The following is a 24,447-nucleotide window of genomic DNA, read 5'->3' on the forward strand; positions in this document are numbered from 1 at the left end:
TTCTACATAAAATAGAAGCAAAAGCTTCACCCATAGAAATAGTGCTTTTTGACGCCAAGATCAATCAAAAAATCGGCTATTATACTGACTATTTATTAAACTATTGAGATCCTAGCGAAAAAAAATCGAGGCATTTCGCCTCGATTTTTTTAGTCTGAATTGAAGCTTAAAACTTAACGAATTCGACGACGGAACCACACCAATGGCAAAGCAAATAACCAAGCTAACGTTGCCGCACCAGAACGCTCAAAATTACCGGTATCGGTGCTATCTTCAACAGTACAAGCTTCACCACTGGTAGCCGGTTTAAGTACAACCATACGTGGAACATAAGCCGTTACAGGGTTACCATTACCACTGAGTTCAAATAGTGGTACACCATTCTCACCAACAATAATATTACCATTAGAGTCTAACTGGAAAGAAGGCTTACGAATAAAGGCAGTCCCCACGATGGTGCCATCTTCATTAATGCTGGTCGCTTCAACAACGAGAATATCACTGTCATAAGTCAGTACTTTACCAGTACCATCCGTAAATTCAACCTTATGACGGGTCCAATTGCCATCAGAGCCCTTTTCATAGCCCTTAGATTCACAGGTCAACAGGTTGTTAAGGTTACTAAATTCACCGGTAGATTTCTCATACAGGAAGCCCGCCTTAGGACGTGGTTTTTCCTTATCATAGGTGGTTTCTATATAACCTACGACTTGACCTTTATTGTTAATATCCTTGGGTTTACTCGAAAGATCCGTTGCCGTTGAGGCAAAATCATTAGGGGTTACATAGCCAACATCAGGTGTATTAGTATCAAAATAGAAAAACTTGTCGCGCAAATAACCTTGAATATAGCTACGATAACTACCGACAAGAATACCACTATCGTTGATGTCATAGGCAATGGAACTTGAAATCGATTCGCCCATTGGGATCCAGTGGTATTTATAATTACCTTCGACATCCTTAGCCCAATAAGCCGCATCTTGGTGTAACTTATCTGTATTGTTATTACGATAAACGTGCGAACGACCAACAACCACACCGTTATCATTCACGCCGAGCGCCTGAGCAGTAAAGGTTAAAGTGTTATCAGCTTTAGGCGTTAACCCTAAAGGCAACTCAATTCCCGTAGCAATATTATTGTCGATTTGCCATACATAGGCACGCGTCTGGTACTGAATGTTACGCGTACCCGTCGTATTCGGATATTGCTCACGTTGTACACAAATATCCAACGGCAAAGTATTATCCGAGCCTAAACAATAATTAACACGATCACTACCATATTTACTGATAGCAGTACTGGCGTAACCGGTCACTAAGTTATTATTATTAATAGCTGTAGCAGCAGACCATCCACCTAACTCTGCGGTTTTAGTCTTATCAGCATTAACAAATTGCGTGTAGGGAGGAACTAATGGAATTTCAGTGCTGCCCACTTTTACAACACCGCGGAACTCATAGTCGCGGTAATACCAATAATCATCAGTAACATCAGTAGTTGCAGTGTTTTCTGTTTTCTTTTCAGGCGCAGTCATGCTGCCCACTCTCACGCCCGCATCATTGATGCCGTAATAAAAAGTATCGACTGAGTTAACAACCGAAGTATCACTCGGTGGCGTAGTGCCATTGATACTATCAAAGGTTGTCTTCCATGCACCATCGGCACCATTTTGCGCCGCTATAAAGGCAAAGTTATTGGCAATAATCGCCGAAGTGATTGAATAGGTGATAGTTTCCTCTTTGGCTATACCATCTTCTATATCAATAACCCCACCTTCCACATCTGATGTGCTAAGTTTTTTCTTACCTTTGATGATACCGACTAACTCGTCGTTGGCGTTAACACCTAACGCATAACCATTACGAGTTCCTTTGAAGCTATCAGAAAGTGGCAGATCATAATCATCAAGATTAACAATCTCGTAGACAGGTGCAGCATGGGCACTGTTTAATACACCAAGGACACCTAAGGCAACCAAGGAAAGGGCTTTATCCAACTTTGACTTCATTAATTCTATTCCCATTTTTATTATTGGTTTACTTCAGTGACTCAAGCTCTTCCCAACGCTCGAAGCAAACTTCCAATTGCTTTTCTTTATCAGCCAACTGACTCAATACCTGATTGACTTTATCCTGCGCCTGACTATAAAAGTCTGAATGTCCAATAGTGGTCTGCAATGCGAGAATTTCTGCCTCCAATTGCTCCATCACATTAGGTAGCGACTCTAACTCACGCTGTAGCTTATACGACAGTTTTTTTACCGCTTTCACTGGTTCTGCAGTTTTAACTTCGACGGGTTTAGTTTCAACCGCAGGAGCTTCGACCACCTTTTGTGAACTAGGTTCCTCAGAATAAAACTTTGCCCCTTGGTTCACAGCATCTTGATAACCACCTACATACTCGCTCCAATGGCCATTACCCGCATACCACCAGCTACTGGTCACAGTATTGTCGATAAATGCCCTGTCATGGCTCACTAGCAATAACGTACCTTGGTATTCAGTGAGCAACGACTCTAGCAATTCTAAGGTCTCAATATCAAGATCGTTAGTTGGCTCATCGAGAATGATTAAGTTTGCAGGGCGAATTAATAACTTAGCCAATAACAAACGGTTCTTCTCACCACCCGACAGCGCTTTCACTGGCGTTCTGGCGCGCATAGGCGAGAACAAGAAGTCCTGCAAATAACTTAAAATGTGGCGGTCTTGACCATTGATCGTGATGGTCTTTTTACCTTCACCAACGTTATCTTCAACGGTTTGCTCAGGATCTAACGCTTCACGATATTGGTCGAAATAAGCGATTTCGAGCTTAGTACCGACTTTAATTTCGCCCGATTGCGGTTGCAGCTTCTCGATTAACAGCTTGATCAAGGTTGATTTACCACAACCGTTTGGCCCAATCAGCGCAATACGGTCACCACGGATAACCGTCGTATTAAAGTTTTTAACCAGATTTTTATCGGGCAGATTGAAGTTAAGATCGGTCACATCAAAGACTAACTTACCAGAACGTTCAGTATCCGATACTGCCATTTTAGCATTGCCTTGACGATTCAGACGTTCACTTCGCTCTTCACGTAGCGCCTTCAGTGCGCGAACTCGACCTTCGTTACGGGTACGTCTGGCTTTAACGCCTTGACGGATCCACACTTCTTCATCGGCGAGACGCTTGTCAAACAAGGCATTTTTCTCGGCTTCGACGCGCAACCATTCTTGCTTACCATCAAGATACATTTGATAGTTGCCCGGCCATGAGGTCACCACACCACGGTCTAAATCGACAATCCGCGTCGCCATACGGGCAATAAAGCCCCTATCGTGGCTGATAAAGACGATAGCGCCTTGATAATCAAGTAAAAACTTTTCAAGCCACTCGATAGTGTCTATGTCTAAATGGTTGGTCGGTTCATCAAGTAACAACAGATCTGGCTCGCTCACCAGTGCTCTGGCTAACGCCACTTTACGCTGCCAACCACCCGATAACTCGCTCAAGGATTTGTCAGGATCGAGACCTAACAACTCGCAGTTTTGTTGGATGCGAGAATCTAACTGCCATCCATTATAGTGGTCTAAGGTTTCTTGCAGACCTTGCATCTCATTTAGCATACGATCCATTTGCTCTGGATCGGCATGGGCCACATCGTGGGACAGTTGATGATAACGCTCAAGCGCCTCGCCCACTTCCTTTAATCCCGCAGCAATATAAGCGTATACCGTGCCTTGCTCAGCCTTTGGCGGATCTTGTTGTAGACGGCTAACGGTCACATTACCAGCGATGTTGAATTCGCCTTCATCCAGCAGTACATCACCAGATAACACTTTTAATAAACTCGACTTGCCAGCACCATTACGGCCAACAATACACACGCGCTCACCGCGTTGAATAGTAAAATCCGCTTTTTGTAACAACGGAGTGTAACCATAGGCTAAAGAGCCACTATTGATACGAACCAGACTCAAACTAAGCTCCTGTAAACTCTTGTAATTGCGTTGCGTTAAATGGCCAATGTAATTCTCTACCATCCCAAGCTTTAAGCACTGGGATCGATACGCCATAACGCTGCGCGAGGTATTCATCGTCACAAATATCTATGGCCCGATAGCCAATGTCGGCCGCAGCCAATAAGGCTGCGGCCAGTTCACACAGATGACATCCCTCGGTGTGATATAGCAGATAATGCCTGTTATCTAATTCTGCTTGAGTCAACTCAGGCATGGGTGATAAGCCAAGTATTATGAATATGTGGATTACGTTTGTAGTCCATAGGCAAAGTCACGTCATCAATGTTCTTCACATTAATGTTCATCTTTGTCAGTGCCTCTATGTCCATCTTAAACTTACGTTTATTGTTAGAGAACACTAGCTCGCCTGTTGGGCTGAGCAGTTTCACTAAGGATGCCAGTAAGTTCACATGGTCTCTCTGCACATCGAATGAATCTTCCATACGCTTAGAATTTGAGAAGGTCGGCGGATCGATAAAAATCAGATCGTACTGTTCACGGCAATCCCGGATCCACTGCATGCAGTCAGATTGAACAAACTCATACTGCTTACCTTGCAGTCCATTGAGTGCAAAGTTGTCCTTCGCCCAAGCAATATAGGTATTTGACATATCCACCGTCGTCACCGATTTAGCCCCACCAAGCGCCGCATGCACAGAAGCAGAACCTGTGTAAGAGAACAGGTTAAGTACACGGCGTCCCTTAGATTTTTGACCGACTAAACGGCGTGTCAATCTGTGATCGAGGAATAAACCTGTATCCAAATAACCAGTTAAGTTCAGTTTGAACTTAGCGCCATATTCAGTGGTGATAAGCTCTAACTTACGCTCATCCAGCTTTTGATACTGACTCGTGCCCTTTTGACGCTCACGCGTCTTCATGATCATCTTGTTCGGATTGATACCAATGGCAGACGGCAGTGCTAACAATACATCGCTTAAACGACGCTTGGTTACGGCTTCAGGTATAGTTGCTGGCGCCATATATTCTTGAATAATCACGTAATCTAAATACTTATCTACTGCGACGTTATATTCAGGAATGTCGGCATCATAAATACGATAGCTGTCGATGCCTTCTTTCTTGGCCCATTTCTCTAATAACTTGGCATTTTTCTTAATGCGGTTAGCAAATGCAGGGGCGATATCGGCAATGTCGACGCCGTCTGGCAGCACTGGTGTATCACGACGCGTACTGGTCGCATGCAAGGTATAAATGTTAAAGGCACATTCTAGGGCACCGTTGAACATCTTCATCTGTTTGTCGGCTTTAAGCTTAAGTGATGATACAAGCTCGATATCACTACACAGCATGGCCACTTTCCAGCCGCCAAACTCTTTCTTAAACTTGTCACCTAGCTGATAGTAAAGCTGCAATAACTCAGACACATTGCCTAAACGTTCACCATAAGGTGGGTTAGTGATCAAATATCCACTTTCTGCAGGCGGCGTTATCGTCAACGCATCTGCAACTTGAAACTCGATTAACTCGAGCACACCGGCATTTTCGGCGTTACGTTTGGCTAACGCGACTAAGCGCGAATCGATATCTGAGCCGTAGAATTTAATCTCGCAACGTTTCACGCCTAATGAGGCACGCGCTTTTGCTTCTTCAACAATTTCTTGCCACACGGCTTTATCATGACGACGCCAATGTTCAAACCCAAAACGGCTACGCTGTAAGCCTGGGGCAATATCGGCCGCCATTAAAGCCGCTTCAATCAGCACAGTTCCACTACCACAGAAAGGATCGAGCAAGGTCGAAGGCGCTGCTTGCCAGCCACTGCGTACTAACATGTTGGCGGCTAAGTTTTCCTTCAGTGGTGCTTCACCAGTAGTAGAACGATAGCCACGTTGATGCAGTGAGGGACCAGAGAAGTTCATCGCAATAGTGATCACGCCATTACGGAAATGGGCATCGACTTTAAAGTCAGCATCGACGCGTGACACATTAGGGCGCTCAACGTCATCGTCCCGGAATCTATCCACAACCGCGTCTTTAATCTTGAGTGCGCCGAACTGGGTATTATTGATAAAACCACCCGTACCATGAAAATCGATACTAAAAGTGCTTTTATTGGAAAAATGCGCCGGCCAATCGACACAATAAGCGGCATTATAAAGTTGCTCTGCCGACTCGCAGCTGCCTTTATAGATAACCAACACGATACGGCTGGCTAAACGTGTCCATAAAGTAATCCGATACGCTAAAGCTAAGGGGGCAGTGAAATACACACCAGCAACACTCTCTTTTACTTCAGTCGCACCAAATTCTGTCAGCTCTTGGGCTAAGCTATATTCAAAGCCCTTAGGGGCGGCGGCAAAAAAATTAAGCATGGGATAATCAGTACGCAGTCAAAATCAAAGCGACATTATACCTGCTCGAATACATAAAAGATAAACAGTTATTAGTCGAAACCCCATTTAGTCTCATCCTCGACCTAAGATAATCAACGAAAAATCCCTAACTTATGTTTAAATTGTATGAAAGCCCCCCACTCCGCTTTATATTTAAGCGTTCACCACCTTTTTCGATCTTCGTCCTTGCAATGCCAAGGCGCTGCCGTTATAGTCTGCCCCGCTTTGAAGACGGACGCGGGATGGAGCAGCATGGTAGCTCGTCGGGCTCATAACCCGAAGGTCGTAGGTTCAAATCCTGCTCCCGCAACCATTTAAAAGCAAAATAGTAAAGTAATACAGATAGATATCGGACGCGGGATGGAGCAGCATGGTAGCTCGTCGGGCTCATAACCCGAAGGTCGTCGGTTCAAATCCGGCTCCCGCAACCAATTTAAAGTACAATAGTAAAGTAAAACAGATAGATATCGGACGCGGGATGGAGCAGCATGGTAGCTCGTCGGGCTCATAACCCGAAGGTCGTCGGTTCAAATCCGGCTCCCGCAACCAATTTCTATATGTGTTTATAACGAGAAACAGCTATCGGGCTCAACTCCTTATAAACAACAGGCGAAGGTAGTCGCTGATTTAACATTAGCAATCCGGCTACTGCAACCGATTCTTAAATGACAGAATTAAAACAGTTATTAACAGCAATAATCGGACGCGGGATGGAGCAGCATGGTAGCTCGTCGGGCTCATAACCCGAAGGTCGTCGGTTCAAATCCGGCTCCCGCAACCACTTTATATATGTGTTTATAAAGAGAAACAGCTTATCGGGCTCAATTCCTTATAAACAACAGGGAAGGTAGTCGCTGATTTAACATTAGCAATCCGGCTTCCGCAACCAATTCTTTGATGACAGAATTAAAACAGTTATTAACAACAATCGGACGCGGGATGGAGCAGCATGGTAGCTCGTCGGGCTCATAACCCGAAGGTCGTCGGTTCAAATCCGGCTCCCGCAACCAATTCTCTTTGTGAAAGAGAAAATTGACCAGCATAAGCTGGTTTTTTTATATCTAAAATTCATAGAAAACCACAGTTAAATACAGAACAGAGCAACATGCTCACTCGTCGGGCTCAATTCTTTATAAACAAAGGATGAAGGTCGTCGCTGATTTAACATTAGCAATCCAGCTCCCGCAACCAATTCTCTTTATGAAAGAGAAAAATAACCAACACAAGCTGGTTTTTTTGTATCTAAAATTCGTAATAACCCTCTGTAAAATCCTAACCAGATCACTATGGTAGCGCTCATCGGATTCAACGACCTATAAACAACCGATGAAAGCCATCAGTTCAAATCATCTTCAACAACAGCGTCCAAAATAAGATTTAAACTGATCAACTGACATCAATGCATTTTTTGGATGTCAAATTTCGCCATAAAAGTGTCGGACAATATGACTCCTGCCATAGCACCAAAGGAAACGGCGAAAATCATGATGAAAGGTAGAGGTTTCAAATAAGCAGAAGTGAGAACACCTTGACCGAACCAGTGCAGTAAAAGACCAAGGATCATGACGCCAAAAGCGAGCTTGTTCGCGGCAAAAAACATCGAGATTTCGAATGCCCACAACTCTTTATTTTCCTTAAATTGGGCAAAACCAAAGTAAAGATAGAGCAGTAATGCCACTAAGGCGATAGCGCAGACACTGAGTGCATAAGTTAACTCCGATGCCCCGACCAACACTTGATAGCCGATACGAATGGCATAAATACCGACACCCAACCAAAGTATCAGCAGCGGCAATAAAATGAGTCCCATTTTTATCCTTAAAAGTTGAGACAGACATACACTTAGCACCTAAAGCGAGCTCTAAAAATGAGCGCTTAGAGCAAATTCTTACAGTTAGTACTTAGAGTGAGTGTTTAAAGTTCGCTCTTAGAGTGAGAGCCTTAAGCAACAGATAAAATGACATATAAATCAGCATGTTATTTTAACCGCGCCATATGATACACACTGACAAACTCACCATTTCTAAAAGCAAAATCCTTCGACTCACCTTCCATTACAAAGCCAAACTTTTTATATAGACCAATGGCGGCATGATTATCGGTATAAACCGTTAATTCAATTCGTTTTATATTCATCCATTTATCGGTAAGCTCAAGCATCGCGTTAATCAAGGCACTGCCTACACCGCGGCCTTGCCAACTGTCTTTTACACCCATACCAAAGGAGGCAACATGCCTACGGCGGGGTTGCTCATACACTTCAAAACCCAACTCACCGACAATTTCACCTTCAATCTCTGCGACATAACGATGAATATTATTCGATGTTGCAGCAAGGCGTGACTCCCATTTATCGGTCGATGGCCAAGGAAGTTGCAAGGTACCTGTATAGGCATTCGGGCAGGCATATACGTCTTGAATAGCTGCGGCGTCACGCTTCTCTGCATACCTAATAGTAATATTTCCCAATGAGTCCCCTCCCTGGTTTTCAAATAAAAAAGACGTGGCCAATTAAACGTACACAGAACTAAGCACACAGAACTAAGCCCAACGAATTGACTAGACATACAGTGGATCACTGTGATTAAGCAACTCAACCCGATTATTATCAAACCGACTTTACGGATGAAGCTCACATAAGACAAGTATGAAATTTAAAAAACTATTGATAAACATGAATTTTATACAGATAGATATCAATCAATATAGGAATTGAATCAACCACCGCCCTGTCTCCATAACCCAGCCTCAACACCTAGGTTGAAACTCTGGGCAAATAAAAACCCGCTCAAGATAAGAGCTTGGCGGGTTTATAAGATTCAGGCACTAAGGTGATAATCGAGTTGAATACTTCAGCCTTCAATTAATCCAATACAATCAATAGTATGGTTCTAATATAAACTGTTTAATTAAAGTGGTAAACGACCATTAAAGGACAGCGCCAACGTAGTACTATCCACGTATTCCAACTCGCCACCCACTGGTACGCCATGGGCAATGCGGCTTATCATCACTTTGTGACGTCTGGCCATATCGGCAATAAAATGCGCTGTAGCCTCACCTTCTACTGTTGGATTTGTCGCTAAAATAAGTTCGGTGACATCACCCGATGCCAAATGGCGCTCGAGTAACGCTAAGCCTAACTCTTCTGGCCCTACACCATCGAGGGGCGATAAATGGCCTAAAAGCACAAAGTAACGGCCAGTGAAATGTCCACCCGCTTCAATGGCTAACACATCAGCCGGCGTTTCCACCACACAAATGGTGGAGGAGGTTCCGCGTTTATGGCTAGCACAGATCGGACAGAGGGTTTCTTCAGTGTAGGTTCGGCAAGACTGACAATGACCGACGTCACTCATCGCACTGGACAGCGCACTGGCTAACTTAAGCCCTGCTTTTCTGTCACGCTCGAGTAACTGAAACGCCATACGTTGCGCCGATTTAGGCCCAACCCCAGGTAAACAACGCAGGGACTGAATTAACTCATCTAACAATGGACTAAATTTCATCGGCTATCTCAATTAAAATGGCATTTTCATGCCTGGTGGTAATTGCATGCCACCAGTAACTTCAGCCATTTTAGTTTTTTGGTTTTCTTCGATTCGACGAGCAGCGTCATTACAGGCCGCAGCAATCAAATCTTCCAGCATTTCTTTGTCGTCTTCCATCAGGCTTGGGTCGATTTCGACTTTACGCACTGTGTGCGCGCCTGTCATAGTCACTTTCACCAAACCAGCACCAGATTCCCCCACCATTTCCATACGGGCGATTTCTTCCTGCATTTTGGCCATTTTTTCTTGCATCATCTGGGCCTGTTTCATCAAATTGCCCATACCGCCTTTTCCAAACATAGTCATTTCTCTTCTATTAGGGTTAGTCGCAAGCATTAACGCGGCTAATCTTACTTAAATAAATGGGATTGGCAATCAATGCCGTTATCTTGTTAATAAACTTATGATCTCGATGCAGAGTTTCTCAGCAGCATCACTATAAATATGCACTCGAAGCCTAAATTTAAACCACAACGCTACAAATTAACGATGAAAATTTTACCCAAAGACTCGCCAATAATGGCTAACTCGCGGCCTCAGTTAACTCAGGTAACGCTTGTATTTGCTGACTGCGTAAATTCAACAACTCTGGCGGATATACTAGACTATCGGCATCGAGTTCGGCGCCCATACGTTGGATCAACCATTGCACATTGTCATCATGAATCAATGATTGATGCGCCTGTTGCAGCAACTCTTGGTGGAAACGCTTACGTAACTCTAAGGGCGTTTCCCGCTGTTCATCGATTCCTATGACCACTTGCACCCGTCTTGGGTTCCCGAGCGCGGTAGTTAAGGCTTGCTCAAGCTGCACTATGGCAACATCGGCCGCTAGATGCTTCTGGTTTGGTTTAAGCAGCAACGGCAAAGGATCGCTCAAGGTTTGGCAGACAGAATTAACCGCCAGTTGCCGCACTCGCCCGCCGATCTCTAAGCTCGCCATCAACTTGTACCAATGTAAATCTAATGGATGACCGCTAATAGGTTGAGTCGAACTGAGCGCGACTTGTGTCTCCTGCGTGTGTTCCACTGTATTTGACGCATTTGTCAGTGCTGTTGTGCTAGCCAAAGCAAACTCTGAGGCGGGTATTTCTTCTTGACGTACAGCCTGATTTTGAAGTATTTCCGACTTTAAACTTGATGCTGCGACCTGCCCGTCACTCAGGGATAGAGTGTCATCTTGTGCATGATTAGGTGCGTAACTCACGCCTAAAAGCTCTTGAGCATGACTGGCTTGAAAATTCTTTATATCAGCAGCTTGCGCGCTCACCGGCTGAACACTGTCAGTCTTATTGCTATCGACTTGCGTCACTTCGATAGATTCAGCTTCAGGCGCTGCCTCCCAAGGCGGACGATCATATGTAGCAGACGGTTTGACAGGCTTCTCAGAGACAATTCCAGTTGAAATGACGACTGAAGATACTGCTTGGTGCAGATCGATAGGCTCAAGATCTAAGTCGAAGTCATCATCAAAATCTATCGCTAAATCAGGGTCTAAATCAGATGCTGGATCAACAGAAAATGCCACACTTGACTGACTCGCTTCAATTTTAGTCACCGATTTAGGTAAGGTTACACCATGTGATTTAGTGTTTGGCGTCTTAAGTTTTGAGTCCAATGACGACTTTTTTTCATCACCGTCCTTAGCACTTAAGGCGTCAAGATCCGATAACAGTGAATCCCGCGCCGCCAACACCGCCGAGAGAATATCATCGTCGGCTAATGATGCGGAGGCTAGTGTTGGAATTGGAATTGATGTCTGAGGAGACACTTGAGCCATTACTACTGACTGACTATCAACTGAGCCTTCCATGCCTACAGCGCTTTGAATATCAGCAGAATTTTGAACATTATCTAAGTGTTGAACATCATCAGGCACAGCATGAGAGTCAAAGCTGTGATGAAAATCATCGTCATTGTAAGAGCCGGAGGAGAATTCAACATAAGCATCTTGATAGGAATCGAGCGGCGCTGACTCTTGGGCATAAGCTCCCATCACTGGATAAGAATGCTCGACTTCAGTTCCATAGGGACTATGTTCATCAAGCTCCTTTTGCTCTAGCGTACTATTAGTAAGAGTATGGTTGAGGGAGTCAACAGCAGTGTTTTCATCAACAGTCTCTTGAACAGCACTGTCTTTCTCTGCAATGTCACTACCAACAGCCACAGCGCTTGAACCAACAACCATTTCAGCCGCTGCTGGATTAACAATACTCGACTCGGCAGTTGCCCCAATGAATTCAGGAACTTCACTATTCTGAGCATCTAAACTCGCAACCGATGCCCCAATGTCAGCAGCAGCTTCAGTAACTTGAGAAAGCGCTTGAGCGGTTGATACTTTTTGAGTTTGTGGCTCGACCTCAGCATTCACTATCTCAACGTTTAAGCTGCCAGCGTTAAATCCCTGACTCTGCGCCTGACTTAGAATCACCGCCTGTTCGGCAATTAATGCCGCATCCGCTTCGAGCTCAGCATCAAGTGCCAGCTCTGCGGTATCGGCAGGCTCAATTAATACCGTTTTTTTTTCAGCAGGCAGTTGTTCCGCAGTATGTGGCTCAGAAAACTTTTGTTCTTTTACATCAGGAGCTTGCGCTGTCGCAACTGGCGTTTGCCCTTCGGATAAACTGATCTCAGCGACCGCATCAGGCTGCCAGCGCTTTACTGGCTTTTCAGGCACAAACGCCACAGCGCGTAATAGTGCCATCTCAAGACCCGATTTAGGGTCTGGTGCATGGGGTAAATCTTTGCGGCCGGTTAATAAAATCTGATAATAAAGCTGCACTTGTTCCGGCTTAAGCTGTTCGGCAAAGGCGCGAATCTGTGCGCTATACAAGGATTGCTGCGCGCAAGCGGGGGCAAATTGGGTCAAGGTAATTTGATGTAACAACTCAAGTAAACTGCGTAGCACTTCTTGGGCATCTGCGCCGTACGCAAGCACTTGGGCACAGGTATGCATTAACACACCAATATCGGCATCGGTTAAGGCGTTAAGCAAGGCAACTACATGCTGCTCATCAATACTGCCAAGCATGGTTTGCACTTGGCCAAGCATCACATTACCGCCACCAAAGGCAATGGCTTGATCTGTCAAACTCAAGGCATCACGCATACTGCCATTGGCAGCTTTAGCCAGCAATTTTAGGGCTTCTGCATCAAAGGGAAACTGCTCTTGGGTCAAGATATGATTGAGCTGAGTGCCAATTTCAGCTTGGGTCAGGCTTTTTAAATTGAACTGCAAACAACGGGATAACACAGTCACTGGCAGTTTCTGCGGATCGGTTGTCGCCAGAAGAAATTTAACGTGCTCGGGGGGTTCTTCTAAGGTTTTTAGCAGTGCGTTAAAACTGCTGCGCGACAGCATATGCACTTCGTCGATGAGATAAACCTTAAAGCGGCCACGGGTTGGACGATACTGCACATTGTCTAACAGCTCACGGGTATCATCGACCTTAGTGCGAGATGCGGCATCGACTTCAATCAAATCGACAAAACGACCTTGGGCGATTTCCACACAGCTACCGCAAACACCACAGGGAGTGGCTGTCACGCCTTGTTCGCAATTTAAGCCTTTGGCAAAGAGTCGCGCCAAGCTGGTTTTACCGACACCGCGCGTTCCCGTAAACAGGTAAGCATGGTGTAAGCGCTGCTGGCTTAACGCATTGGTCAAGGCATGCAAAACATGGCTTTGGCCAACCATTTGATCAAATGTGGCAGGGCGCCATTTTCTGGCTAACACCTGATATGACATGGAACTCCCCAGAGTATGTGATACAAAAGCGGGAGCATGCGCCCCGAGAACTTTGAAAGATAACATGCCATGATTTGACATGCCATCAAACTATCCCAAGGCGCCTTTAGCTGCAGATTTATTCGCCTTCAAACTCACAAAGTTTAACCAACTCAAGCCCTAATGCGGTTAAACGTGCTTCACCACCTAAATCAGGTAATGAGATCACAAAGGCCGCATGTTTAACTTCACCGCCGAGTTGGCGGATCAGTTTAACGGTCGCTTCGATAGTACCGCCAGTGGCGAGTAAATCGTCAACAACGAGCACTTTGTCATTTGCGCTAATCGCATCAGTATGAATTTCTAGGCTATCGTGACCGTATTCTAGTTCATAGCTTTGACTGATGGTTGCACGCGGCAATTTGCCGGGTTTACGCACAGGTACAAAACCGATACCCAATTCTAAAGCCAACGGTGCACCAAATAAGAAACCACGGGCTTCAGTGCCCACAATTTTGGTAAAGCCTTGACCACGATAATGTTCAACTAACAAGTCGATGGTCGCTTTATAGGCTGCTGCATTCTCAAGCAAACTGGTGACATCTCGAAATAAAATCCCTTCCTTAGGATAATTAGGAATCGTTTTAATGCTTTGCTTTATCAAGGATAAGGTTTCTGTATTCATAGCCATCATATTTGCTTAATAAGTTACTTAATCAATTCACCAACCTAGCGGTGGTGGTATAAAACAAAACGTCCACACTGGGTGGACGCATTGTCGAAAGTCGGACAAAGCTTATGCCGCTTTAGTTTTAGTTGCAACAATCACAATGCACAAGTGATGGAAAGGTTATCAATTTGTGCCTTAGATCAAACCCTGTTGGCACTCAGTTAAATAGCCTCAACAAGAACACGACTAAACTTTCAGTCACAGCGCCTGAGCCCATTCAATCACTCAATCATCCCTCTATTTCAGGTATACCTTTAAGATACCAAAGTAGGACCAATGCCATGACAAACAGCAGACCTTTTACCCAAAGGATAGGGACCACAATAATACTGACACTAAAACTGAGTGCGCTAACTATCATGGCTTTGCGTTTCAATCCCTTACGCATTGCTCGCTGCTCTTGCCACTGGGTTAAGGCGTCGGCAAACCAGGGATGTGTCATCAACCAATGGTGTAAACGTTCACTCGAGCGGGCAAAGCAAAAGGCAGCAAGCAAGATAAAAGGCACGGTCGGCAATATCGGTAGCACGATACCAACTAAACCTAAGACTAAAGCGGTTAAGCCTAACAGTAAAAATAATCCGCGCTTTAATACCATAGGTTTAAATGCCCTTTATCGGAAAAACAAAAGCCACTCGAAGAGTGGCCAATAGGCTACGCGCTAGAGATTAACGCTCGCTTAAATTAAACCTAAATGCTTTAACCAAGACAGACTTGCTGGCAGAGTCGGCAACAGTAAAACTAAAATAAAACCAATAAAATACAAAAAATTAAATGGGTCTTTAAACGGCTGACTACTCATTACAGCTCCTCTAGTATGTGCAAGTATAAGTGCGCAGGAATCGTACAGTGATTGAGATCACAAAACGGCCGACATTGTAGCGGTTTGTCAAATTAATAAAAACCCTCTAAATGTAGGGTTATTGCATTTATTTCGGCAATAAACCCAACCTTAAGACTGACGTCCGCGCACTATCCCTTTGGCCGCTAATTGCTCGAGTAACTGCATACAACCTTGCTCAATAATCTCTGGCGCCATTTGAGGGTAAGTGATTGTTAACCAATCAACTATCTCTTTAAAACCCGCTTGGCCTTGAGCTTGAAGAAATGCCAGCACCTGCGCGCTTAAGGGATTTAACTGTAAGAAGCACACTTCACAATCGGCATCTTGATAGAGACAAAAAAACACTGGCGTATCGAGTCGTTGCTGCGGCCGATAATCCTGACGAATGTGCTGCACCTCAAAATGATACTGCGCCACCCTCGCCGTCTGCGACAAACATAAAGCCTGCGTCGACATTTGCGCTAGGCTAAGTTGAGATTCATCCCCACTCGCCTGTGCGACCGCAACGGCCAACTCCAGCCATTCATAGTGCGCTAATTCGAGCATAAAAACAGGATCATTTGCCGTGGGCTGATATTCCTGCTGTAAAAAATCTAAAAACTCACCCGCGATATCGATAAAGATGGGCGATTGGCAATCATGTTGACTGAAAAAACGCTGCACCAAAGTCAGCCAATCCTCCTCAGAATACAAACTTTTCAGCACGGGGAAGCCGTTCGACACAAATCCCAGCACATTATTAAAAAATAACTCGCGGTAAACCTGCATACGCCGGAAATCAGTATCCACGGGCAATGGCGAAGATGGATCGCGGATATAATCGATAAAGGATTGCTGCACTTGCTTAAAATCCATTAGGCGATCCTCTTTACGGCATGAGCACTATTTTGGGCATGGGAGCTGGACGCCGCCATTTGATAACCGTGAATTTGATTTATCTCGAGCAACAATTCAGCGGTTGTCGGCAAATTAAAGTCACGCTCAAGCAAAGTCGGTTTTACCCCATGCAAAGCATAACAGCGCTGTAATAATGTCCAGACGGGATCGTTAATGGCGGCGCCATGGGTATCAATGAGCAGATCTTCAGCTTGTTTGTAGTGCCCAGCAATATGCAAATAGGCGATGCGCTCCGTCGGCATGGCCTGTAAAAAGGCATCGGCATCGTATTGATGGTTTATCGAGTTCACATAGATGTTGTTCACATCCAGTAGCAGTTTACAATCGGCTTCTTGCAGCACGGCATTAACGAATTCAAGTTCTGTCATTTGCGCACCTGGAGCGGCATAAAAAGACACATTTTCTAAAATAAGCGGCCGCTCTAGAATATCTTCTACTTGCTTAACCCGCGCCGCCACATGCTTCACTGCAGCGTCGGTAAAAGGGATAGGCATTAAATCATATAAGTGACCTTGCCCTGAGCAATAACTTAAATGTTCGGAATAGACTTGGATTTGGTGTAAATCCATAAAGGTTTTGATATTTTTTACAAACGCGAGATCTAAGGGTTCAGGGCTACCAATGGATAAACTCAAACCGTGGCAGTAGAAAGTATGTTGCTCAGTCAACTCACGGAATTGGCGGCCAAATTTACCACCTAAGGTCATCCAATTCTCAGGCGCCACTTCAAAAAAATTAATAGCATCAGGCACCTGCAAACAAAATTCACTGAGCATTTCTCGTCTTAATCCCAGCCCTACCTGTGCCGTATTTTTTTGATCATTCATAGAACCTCACGAACGCTAACCTGTAATCGCTTAAGAATAAAACACAAGAGACCAGCGCTGGCTGGCCTCTTTAAGCTCAATTATCCCAATAACTGCAGGGATAAAACAAACCCGCTTTACTTCACTTCTTTTTTAACGGCTTCGACTTTAGCATCCACTTTTTCGGCGGTTTTCTTCATATCAGCGCCACATTTCGCTTCACCACACTTACCTTCATGGGCCTTATCAGCGGCTTTCTTCATGTCAGCACCGCATTTCGCTTCGCCACATTTCCCCTCATGAGCTTTATCTGCAGCCGCTTTTTTCATCTCAGCACCGCATTTAGCCTCACCACACTTACCTTCTTTGGCTTTTTCAGCGGCGGCTTTCTTCATGTCTGCGCCGCATTTGGCTTCACCACATTTGCCTTCTGAACCGACAATTTGATAGCCCGCATCCATAGCTTCAAAACCAAATGGGTTAGTTTGTGCATTGACAGCAAAAGCTGAACTCATCACAACTGAACCTAACGCTACTGCAACTGCTGTTTTTTTAACTGAATTCATAAATAATCCCTTCTTGTTTATTGAGTAATAATGACCAACAACAGTTTAAGTAGCTGGCTTACAACAAAAGACCTGCCTTATTTCGATTCTATTGCAAAAAATATCACTAAGTCACAGAAATGGTAAAAATATCCTGCTAGGACAATCAGTTTAGCTTGGATTTTATTTATTGGCGTACCTATTCATCCTCCTTCACAAGGCCACTTTGTAACTTAGGGCTGATAAGGTAGAATGCTCGCCCTTTGCAACAGATATGGGTTTACTGCAGTGCGTGTGATTTTGGCTCCAATGGAAGGCGTAGTAGACGCTTTGATGCGTGACATCCTATCGACCATCAATCCCTACGATTTGCTCGTCACCGAATTTGTGCGAGTGGTAGACCAACTGCTGCCTGAAAAGGTCTTTCTCAAACTGTGTCCTGAACTGCTCAACAACGGCAACACCCCTTCAGGTACGCCAGTACGAGTACAATTGCTTGGTCAAGAACCCCAATGTATGGGCGAAAATGCCCTGCGTGCCATTGAGCTAGGCTCACACGGTGTTGATGCAAACTTTGGCTGTCCAGCAAAAATTGTTAACCGCAGTAAAGGTGGCGCCGTATTATTGCAATATCCTGAGAGTGTGCACGATATTGTCAAAGCCATGCGTCAAGCTGTACCAAAAGAACATGCCGTAACGGCCAAAATACGTTTGGGCTACGAAGATAAGTCACTGTTTATGGAAAACGCCATTGCAGTGTATGAAGCCGGTGCAACTGAACTTGCCATCCATGCGCGCAGTAAAGTCGACGGTTACAGACCGCCAGCCTACTGGGAATACATCACCGAAGTGCGCAAACGTTTGCCGATCCCGGTGATCGCCAACGGTGAAATTTGGAACAATGACGATGCTAAGCGTTGTATCGAGGTCACGGGCTGCGACAGTATCATGATCGGCCGCGGGGCAATTTCATTGCCGAACTTGGCTGATACTATCAAGACAGGAGCCACTCCTTATACTTGGGCGCAAACCTTAGGGCTCATGCTCAGTTATACCCAAAGGGAACTCAATGGCCGTAAGAGTGACTATTATCCAGCCCGGATCAAACAGTGGTTCACCTATCTCAACCGTCAATATCCCGAAGCCGATACCTTGTTTAGGGAACTGCGAGTCTTTAAAACAACGGAAGAAATAGTCCGCGTATTAGAAACGGCGCAACGGAACTTATGCGACGAATAATCGCGACGATATGTGTGATAAAAGGGCTTTTGCCGTAGCACATATAATGCGATAAGAATGAAGTACTTTTTCGATTTTTAACGGCTAAAAAACCGAAAATGTGGCAGATACTTGATCTTTATCATAGTCGTTGATAGTGGAACTATTAGACTGGACGCCTAGAGTCAAATGAAATAGGCGATTTTACGTGAGCACCACCCATATCAGACATGAATTGTCAGAGCTTGAAGCTAATCTAAGGAAAGAAATAGGCGCGCTCCCTCTGTTCCTCGAAGCCATAGGGGAGCATTACGCTAGCCTGAGTCTGGCAGAATTAATTGATAAATTGGCTCAGACACCACTGGCTGAACACCCACTATTTTGCCGATTAAATAAACTTGATGCCGCCTTTTGCCAGCTCGACTTAGGTCTCTACGGTCTTTGCTCGGATTGTGAGGCAGAAATTGAAACCGAACGCTTAAGTCAAGATCCCACCGAACAACGCTGCACCTCCTGCGCCGAGCATTATCAGCATGAACACCGCCACGAACTGCGCCTCACGCATTGATAGCGCTCATTCGACATCCAGTAAACTGCCTTATAAGCAAAAAAACCTCCGCAAGCGGAGGTTTGAGTTATCCAGGGAGGGCGGACAACCTAAAACTTCTGGTTTATTCTCAGGTAATACGTTCTACCTAACACATCATATAAACCCACATTCACATCGCGATAATCGGCGTAGGTGTAATAGTTTGGTGTTTCAGCATCAAACACATTATTCACCCCTACTGTGATAGAGCCGTTATAAGCATGGGTATAACCAAACTGAATGTTATGTTTAAAGTAATTATCGTAATCAACATAACGGTCGGTTTCTTCTAACTCGTTGAAATAACTTGCTGATTGACTACCGATATAAACAACTGTCCATGCGGCAGAGAAATCATCGTATTTCCAACTGGTCGCAAAGTTACCGCGCCAATCGGGCGAGTCAGTCGACCCTGCATAATCGATCATGTCTGCTTCAGCGTTATCCTGCTTTTTAAAATCAAGCACATGAGTTAAATCAAGTTTGAAATTGAAATCCCCAAAGCCTGTTTCTAAGTTATAAGCCGTAACAAAATCGATACCTGAGGTCTCAACTGTAGCTAAGTTACGAACTCCGGCTTCAATATATTCAATCTTGCCATCAGGGCCGCGCGTCACATAGGGAGAAGAACCATTCTTGATTTCATCACGCAGGATATCATCCACATCAATTGACTCAATTTTGTTGTCATAGGTGATTGAGTAATAAGATAACTCCAAGTTCCATGCGTCAGTGACATTCCAAACGCCGCCAAAGGTTAACGAGTTACCCTCTTCAGCCTCTAGATCAGGATTCCCTCCATACCAGGTTTTATGTTGATTATTAGTCGCGCAATATATGGCATCCACGTTACCAGGTTCATTACACCATAAAGAATCAACACCCTTCTCAAAACTCAAGGATTGAGACGAGAACATTTCGCTCATATTCGGCGCACGGAATGAGTCACCATAGCTAGCACGCAGTAATAACGTGTCTATAGGACGCCAGCTTAAACCAAACTTAGGCACTACGGCATCGAAGGTCGATGAATTAACAACTTCCCCCTGAGGCCCTGTGAGAGTTCCTTCCTGCTCATAGCGCTCATAACGTACTGCGGCAGAAAACTCAACATTGGCAGGTAAGCCTACTTGGAGTTCCAAATAAGCGGCGCTACGGTCACGTGTGGCATCCACATCATCACCCCCCGAACCGCCGGAGATAATACCCGCGGCCGATTCTGGATCACTGGTTTGCTTAAACTTGATCATTTCATATTCAAGACCACCGACCATAGCGACCGAAAGATCACCGTCATCGAGCAGTAAGGTCGAAGCAAGACCATCCAATTGAGTACTTTCAAACTTTCCCTGATAAACCCCAGTATGCGCAGCTTTACGATACAGATCTGTCATCTGTTGATCCCACTGCTCATAACTCATTCCAGAGGTATTGAAAATATCATATTGCTCTGAATCAATTTCTTGCTGAATAATATCGTCATTGAGTAAATTATAGTTAAAACTATTTGTCGTCGATGTTGCGTGCTGGGCATTTAATTCCCAGTCGATGCCATTCCCTGAATCTATTGTACCAACAAAGCCACCTAGAATATCAAAGTTGTTGGTTTCAGTTAATGTATCTCGCTCGCCAAGTTGCGCGCCTCGCATAGAAATCACTAATTCTTCGCCAACTGGATTAAACTTATTATCGGCACTCATCACAGGGGTATTCGTTGATACTGGCGTACCCGCATAACGGGTTTCAGTTTCGGCTAATGAAGCAGAAGCACGGCCTCGGAATTTTATATTCTCAGAAATCTCATAGGAGAAATTAGATAACAGCGAATTACGAGTTTGATCGCCAAATAACTTAGTGACATTACCATGATTATATAAACAACGACCATCACCTGAGTCTATGGTATTTTCCGTTTTTTCACATATATCTGAATTACTATACCAGCTACCATTGCCTGGTCCATATTTACCGTTTGGTACTGAGCTATATCCACTATATGCGTTATAACTTGAATCGTCCATTCGCCAAATATCACGATCCATTACCGCTTTAGTATCATAATATTCATAGGTTAGCGTGATATTGCCTTTATCAGTATTAAAGCCTGTTGCAAGTGATAAACGGTTGGCATCGCCTCCTTCCACACTTGGCTGCTCAGTGCTGTAATCAAACTGAAACCCTTCAAACTCCTTCTTAGTGATAATGTTTATCACGCCCGCAACCGCATCGGAACCATATACTGCCGAGGCGCCATCGCGCAGGATTTCAATACGCTCCACGATAGCCATAGGGATAGAAGATGTATCGGCCACAGAGCCAGAGCTCGAACTCGTACCCGGCATACGGCGTCCATCTAATAACACTAATGTCGCAGACGCTCCTAAACCACGTAAATTGACATCACTGGTTGAGCTTGCTCCTGATCCATAGCCAGAAATACCACGCCAAGAACCAAAGCTGTTTATGGCAGAGTTATTCAATACGTCAGCAACGGTTTTTTCACCCGTCATGGCAATATCCGCAGCATTAATGACAGTCACGGGTGAAACAGTTTCCATATCAACTTGTTTAATACGAGAACCCGTCACTTCAATGCGTTCAACTTTTGCATTTTCTTCTGCTGCATTTACCGCTGCAGAAAAGCCTATTCCAGAAAAAACCACACTGCTTGTCGCCACTGTAATTAAACTAGTACGAACGGCTTTGGCCGTTAAACTTAAATAGCGCATTAATCTCTCCTTGAGGTAAATAAAACCCTATGTTTGTTATTTTTATATTTGGCAAGCGAACTCTATTTCGCTGTAGGGATAATGTTAATGCGCAACATCTAAGTCAACCATTAAAAACAATTAATATCAAATTAAAACAAATTGACACAAAATAAATCAACTTGAATATAAGGCATCCGGATATACATCATGGGGTTAAGCAATGCAGACCTGTTGAATATATTAAATATTTAATTTGATACAATAAATATCAATTGTTAACCAAAAGAACACCGAGAAACTCACGCCACAAATGAATCAAAGTGTATCGTAAATAAAATGCTGAATATTAATTTACACTTAGTTCAATATTAATTAACCATAAAAAATGCCACTCATTTGAGTGGCATTAATATTGAAACACTGAGTAATGATTGATTACTTAAAGTTGGCAACCTTCAACACTTTTTGAGTTCTCATAAACAATATCGCCTACAGGATTGTAGTCAGCAGCTTTAATCACTTGTTTCTCTTTCAAGAAAGAATAGAGTAAATCAGCATCAACAAAACCCGTTTGAATTGGGCTGGTTAGTTTAGGATAACCGTCACCACCCGCAGCATTAAAGCTAGGTACAGTGAACTTATAAGTGGCTGTTGGGCTAAAATCCTTGCCGCCAATGTCGCTGATGTTGGCTGTTTTAGCCACACAGTCAATGGTCATTTTCACACCAGTGATTTGTGCATAACCACCAGAACCAACTTGAAGACTGCCGACTGCGCCTAAATAAACCGCAACTTCAGTACCCGTCATTTCGTTAAGGGTAACCATATTACCAAATGGCTGAACAGTCAGCACGTCACGGTAACTAATGTTGCCTGGTTGGATAGATGCACGTACACCGCCTGAGTTCATTACACCAAAATCAGCAGTCACTTTAGCACTTTGTGCCATCGCTAACATACCGCATACGGCCTAAGTTAGTTTGCTTATTACGCACGTTTGCACGCTCACCATCTAACAGGGCATCCGTTGTCGCAATGACTTCGTCTAACTTAGCTTGACCTTTCTCTTGATAGTAAGAAAGCAGCTCTTTTAACTCTGAATCCGGTTCAATTTTAGTGCCTGCTAAGTCAGCAGTTTTCTTACCAGCATCATCCAGTTTGCGCATATTCACAGGGACAAGCTTGTAGCTCGCTAGATGGAGTTCACCGTTAAAGTATTCAAAATCTGCACGGCCAACATATTTACCCCATTCATGGGCTTGCATGATCCAAGTGCCATTTTGTTTATCAGGTGCACATGCATCACCAGGCTTAAAGGCTGCATAAGCTTTGTTGTCAGTTCCCGGTTCCATACACACTGGATTCTGTGAATGACCACCGATAACAACTTGTAAATCCCCTTCTTTCAATGCGCGAGCCATAGCTACATCGCCAGGGGCATTACTACCATTTTTACCATCCGCGTAATGACCCATGTGCGTGGTAGCGAAAATGATATCTGCCGCTTTGGCATCTTTAATTTCTTTAATCACTTTAGCAACTTCCACCTTGGGATCGGTGAATGTTAGATCGCTAATGTATTCTGGGTTACCAATCTTAGCAGTGTCTTCTGTCGTTAAACCAATAACAGCAACTTTAAGACCATTAACGTCAAATACTTTATAGGCATCAAAGTAACGCTCACCAAGAGTACCATCGGCATTTTTACGGTAAATGTTCGCCGCTAACATAGGGAATTCAGCAAGGCGACGCTGCATATCAAGTACTGATAACGGATTGTCAAACTCATGGTTACCAACAGCCATGGCGTCGTAACCAATTTTATTCATGCCCGTAAAGTCTGGTATGGCATCTTGAAGATCAGATTCTGGTACACCCGTATTAATATCACCACCAGATAATAATAAGGTTTGACTGCCATTCTTACTCACTTCTGCACGAATTTGATCAACCAGAGTTTTCTGAGCGGCTAAACCGTATTCACCATCACTGTTTTCCCAGAAACGGCCATGGTTGTCATTGGTATGTAAAACGGTAAACGTTTTACAAGCACTTCCCGCTTCAGCACACGTTGTTGGAACTTTATCGTCATCACTATTATTACAACCCGCAAGTGCAGCGAGAACAGCAGTTGCAACTAATCCTTTAATAAGCATATGTCTCATTACATCAACCCCTTGATTTTAATTATTTTATCATAGAAAGATTGCCGTGAACTCCATCAAGTTCAGCGTCACGGATAATAGCAAATAATAAAGATAAATTGTGTCATTTTTATTAAAAACTTGACATTTATATGAAATTTGGCGGGCATTTTAAGAAGGATTTGTTTCATATAAAAAATAAGCTGAATGACTGATTTTTATATATTTAGAGAATACAAAATAAAAATAGAATAAATGGATTTTAATCGTTTGTTATAAATAACTTAGGAAATATGAAAAAACATCGCGATTGTTCCTTT

At 44.1% G+C, this 24,447-nt stretch carries 18 protein-coding genes, 5 tRNA genes and 1 pseudogene; 7 read left to right on the plus strand and 17 right to left on the minus strand.

Going from position 1 to position 24,447, the window contains the following annotated elements; genetic code table 11:
* Nucleotides 1–173: 173 nt before the first annotated feature.
* Genes L5M49_RS03530 through rlmKL form a run of 4 tightly spaced genes read right to left on the minus strand, consistent with a single transcriptional unit; the run spans nt 174 to nt 6,344 of the window.
* Nucleotides 174–2,012 (minus strand): DUF3466 family protein, encoded by a 1,839-nt coding sequence (locus L5M49_RS03530; protein ID WP_263208033.1) that lies wholly within the window; start codon nt 2,010–2,012, stop codon nt 174–176.
* A gap of 28 nt (nt 2,013–2,040) precedes the next feature.
* Entirely contained in the window at nt 2,041–3,966 is a 1,926-nt protein-coding gene (locus L5M49_RS03535) for an ABC transporter ATP-binding protein (protein ID WP_263176579.1), read from the minus strand.
* A gap of 1 nt (nt 3,967) precedes the next feature.
* Complete coding sequence (locus L5M49_RS03540; RefSeq protein ID WP_113940891.1) at nt 3,968–4,222, minus strand: glutaredoxin family protein; 255 nt, start codon at nt 4,220–4,222, stop codon at nt 3,968–3,970.
* Nucleotides 4,215–6,344, minus strand: a complete 2,130-nt coding sequence (gene rlmKL, locus L5M49_RS03545; RefSeq protein WP_168827462.1) for a bifunctional 23S rRNA (guanine(2069)-N(7))-methyltransferase RlmK/23S rRNA (guanine(2445)-N(2))-methyltransferase RlmL — start codon at nt 6,342–6,344, stop codon at nt 4,215–4,217. The genes L5M49_RS03540 and rlmKL overlap by 8 nt, the downstream gene beginning before the upstream one ends.
* Before the next feature lie 257 nt (nt 6,345–6,601).
* Here rlmKL and L5M49_RS03550 point away from each other — a divergent pair.
* The 5 genes from L5M49_RS03550 to L5M49_RS03570 all read left to right on the plus strand — a co-directional run bounded on the left by L5M49_RS03550 (nt 6,602) and on the right by L5M49_RS03570 (nt 7,375).
* Nucleotides 6,602–6,678: transfer RNA gene (locus L5M49_RS03550), tRNA-Met, on the plus strand.
* A 41-nt stretch (nt 6,679–6,719) separates the two neighbouring features.
* Nucleotides 6,720–6,796: transfer RNA gene (locus L5M49_RS03555), tRNA-Met, on the plus strand.
* 41 nt (nt 6,797–6,837) lie between these two features.
* Nucleotides 6,838–6,914, plus strand: a tRNA-Met gene (locus tag L5M49_RS03560).
* A gap of 155 nt (nt 6,915–7,069) precedes the next feature.
* Nucleotides 7,070–7,146 (plus strand) — tRNA-Met (locus L5M49_RS03565).
* Between the two features lie 152 nt (nt 7,147–7,298).
* Nucleotides 7,299–7,375: transfer RNA gene (locus tag L5M49_RS03570), tRNA-Met, on the plus strand.
* A gap of 386 nt (nt 7,376–7,761) precedes the next feature.
* Here the strand turns inward: L5M49_RS03570 and L5M49_RS03575 are convergent.
* The 11 genes from L5M49_RS03575 to L5M49_RS03625 form a co-directional block, all read right to left on the minus strand.
* Nucleotides 7,762–8,175: a hypothetical protein gene (locus tag L5M49_RS03575; RefSeq protein ID WP_263265457.1), complete on the minus strand. Its 414-nt coding sequence runs from the start codon at nt 8,173–8,175 to the stop codon at nt 7,762–7,764.
* 167 nt (nt 8,176–8,342) lie between these two features.
* The gene (locus tag L5M49_RS03580) at nt 8,343–8,834 is read right to left on the minus strand and encodes a GNAT family N-acetyltransferase (RefSeq protein ID WP_263265458.1); all 492 of its coding nucleotides are present in this window, start codon (nt 8,832–8,834) and stop codon (nt 8,343–8,345) included.
* A 440-nt stretch (nt 8,835–9,274) separates the two neighbouring features.
* On the minus strand, nt 9,275–9,874 hold the full coding sequence (gene recR / locus L5M49_RS03585) for a recombination mediator RecR (RefSeq protein ID WP_028759631.1): 600 nt from the start codon (nt 9,872–9,874) through the stop codon (nt 9,275–9,277).
* A 12-nt stretch (nt 9,875–9,886) separates the two neighbouring features.
* On the minus strand, nt 9,887–10,216 hold the full coding sequence (locus tag L5M49_RS03590) for a YbaB/EbfC family nucleoid-associated protein (protein WP_028759630.1): 330 nt from the start codon (nt 10,214–10,216) through the stop codon (nt 9,887–9,889).
* A 223-nt stretch (nt 10,217–10,439) separates the two neighbouring features.
* The gene (gene dnaX / locus L5M49_RS03595) at nt 10,440–13,664 is read right to left on the minus strand and encodes a DNA polymerase III subunit gamma/tau (RefSeq protein ID WP_263265459.1); all 3,225 of its coding nucleotides are present in this window, start codon (nt 13,662–13,664) and stop codon (nt 10,440–10,442) included.
* A gap of 118 nt (nt 13,665–13,782) precedes the next feature.
* Complete coding sequence (apt, locus tag L5M49_RS03600; protein WP_105252212.1) at nt 13,783–14,334, minus strand: adenine phosphoribosyltransferase; 552 nt, start codon at nt 14,332–14,334, stop codon at nt 13,783–13,785.
* A gap of 268 nt (nt 14,335–14,602) precedes the next feature.
* Nucleotides 14,603–14,971 carry a YbaN family protein gene (locus L5M49_RS03605; RefSeq protein ID WP_113940896.1) on the minus strand — a complete coding sequence of 123 codons (369 nt, stop codon included), beginning with the start codon at nt 14,969–14,971 and terminating at the stop codon, nt 14,603–14,605.
* Between the two features lie 81 nt (nt 14,972–15,052).
* Nucleotides 15,053–15,175, minus strand: a complete 123-nt coding sequence (locus L5M49_RS03610) for a hypothetical protein (RefSeq protein ID WP_006082086.1) — start codon at nt 15,173–15,175, stop codon at nt 15,053–15,055.
* Nucleotides 15,176–15,325: 150 nt separating this feature from the next.
* Nucleotides 15,326–16,072 carry a DUF2063 domain-containing protein gene (locus L5M49_RS03615; protein WP_173244264.1) on the minus strand — a complete coding sequence of 249 codons (747 nt, stop codon included), beginning with the start codon at nt 16,070–16,072 and terminating at the stop codon, nt 15,326–15,328.
* The gene (locus tag L5M49_RS03620) at nt 16,072–16,941 is read right to left on the minus strand and encodes a DUF692 domain-containing protein (protein ID WP_105252209.1); all 870 of its coding nucleotides are present in this window, start codon (nt 16,939–16,941) and stop codon (nt 16,072–16,074) included. The genes L5M49_RS03615 and L5M49_RS03620 overlap by 1 nt, the downstream gene beginning before the upstream one ends.
* Before the next feature lie 116 nt (nt 16,942–17,057).
* Nucleotides 17,058–17,486, minus strand: coding sequence for a hypothetical protein (locus L5M49_RS03625; protein ID WP_028759624.1), 429 nt, complete (start codon nt 17,484–17,486; stop codon nt 17,058–17,060).
* Between the two features lie 267 nt (nt 17,487–17,753).
* Here L5M49_RS03625 and L5M49_RS03630 point away from each other — a divergent pair, with 267 nt between their 5' ends.
* A complete protein-coding gene (locus tag L5M49_RS03630) occupies nt 17,754–18,704 on the plus strand; it encodes a tRNA-dihydrouridine synthase (RefSeq protein ID WP_263163004.1) in 951 nt (316 codons plus the stop codon).
* Between the two features lie 187 nt (nt 18,705–18,891).
* Nucleotides 18,892–19,251, plus strand: a complete 360-nt coding sequence (locus L5M49_RS03635) for a TraR/DksA C4-type zinc finger protein (protein WP_105252207.1) — start codon at nt 18,892–18,894, stop codon at nt 19,249–19,251.
* Between the two features lie 89 nt (nt 19,252–19,340).
* On the opposite strand, the gene L5M49_RS03640 is transcribed toward L5M49_RS03635, so the two are convergent.
* Nucleotides 19,341–22,001 (minus strand): TonB-dependent receptor, encoded by a 2,661-nt coding sequence (locus L5M49_RS03640; protein WP_263265460.1) that lies wholly within the window; start codon nt 21,999–22,001, stop codon nt 19,341–19,343.
* Nucleotides 22,002–22,422: 421 nt separating this feature from the next.
* Nucleotides 22,423–24,148, minus strand: a pseudogene (gene ushA, locus L5M49_RS03645) (bifunctional UDP-sugar hydrolase/5'-nucleotidase UshA).
* Between the last annotated feature and the right edge of the window lie 299 nt (nt 24,149–24,447).

The organism is Shewanella sp. SM74, from assembly GCF_025653725.1.
GTDB lineage: Bacteria > Pseudomonadota > Gammaproteobacteria > Enterobacterales > Shewanellaceae > Shewanella > Shewanella oncorhynchi.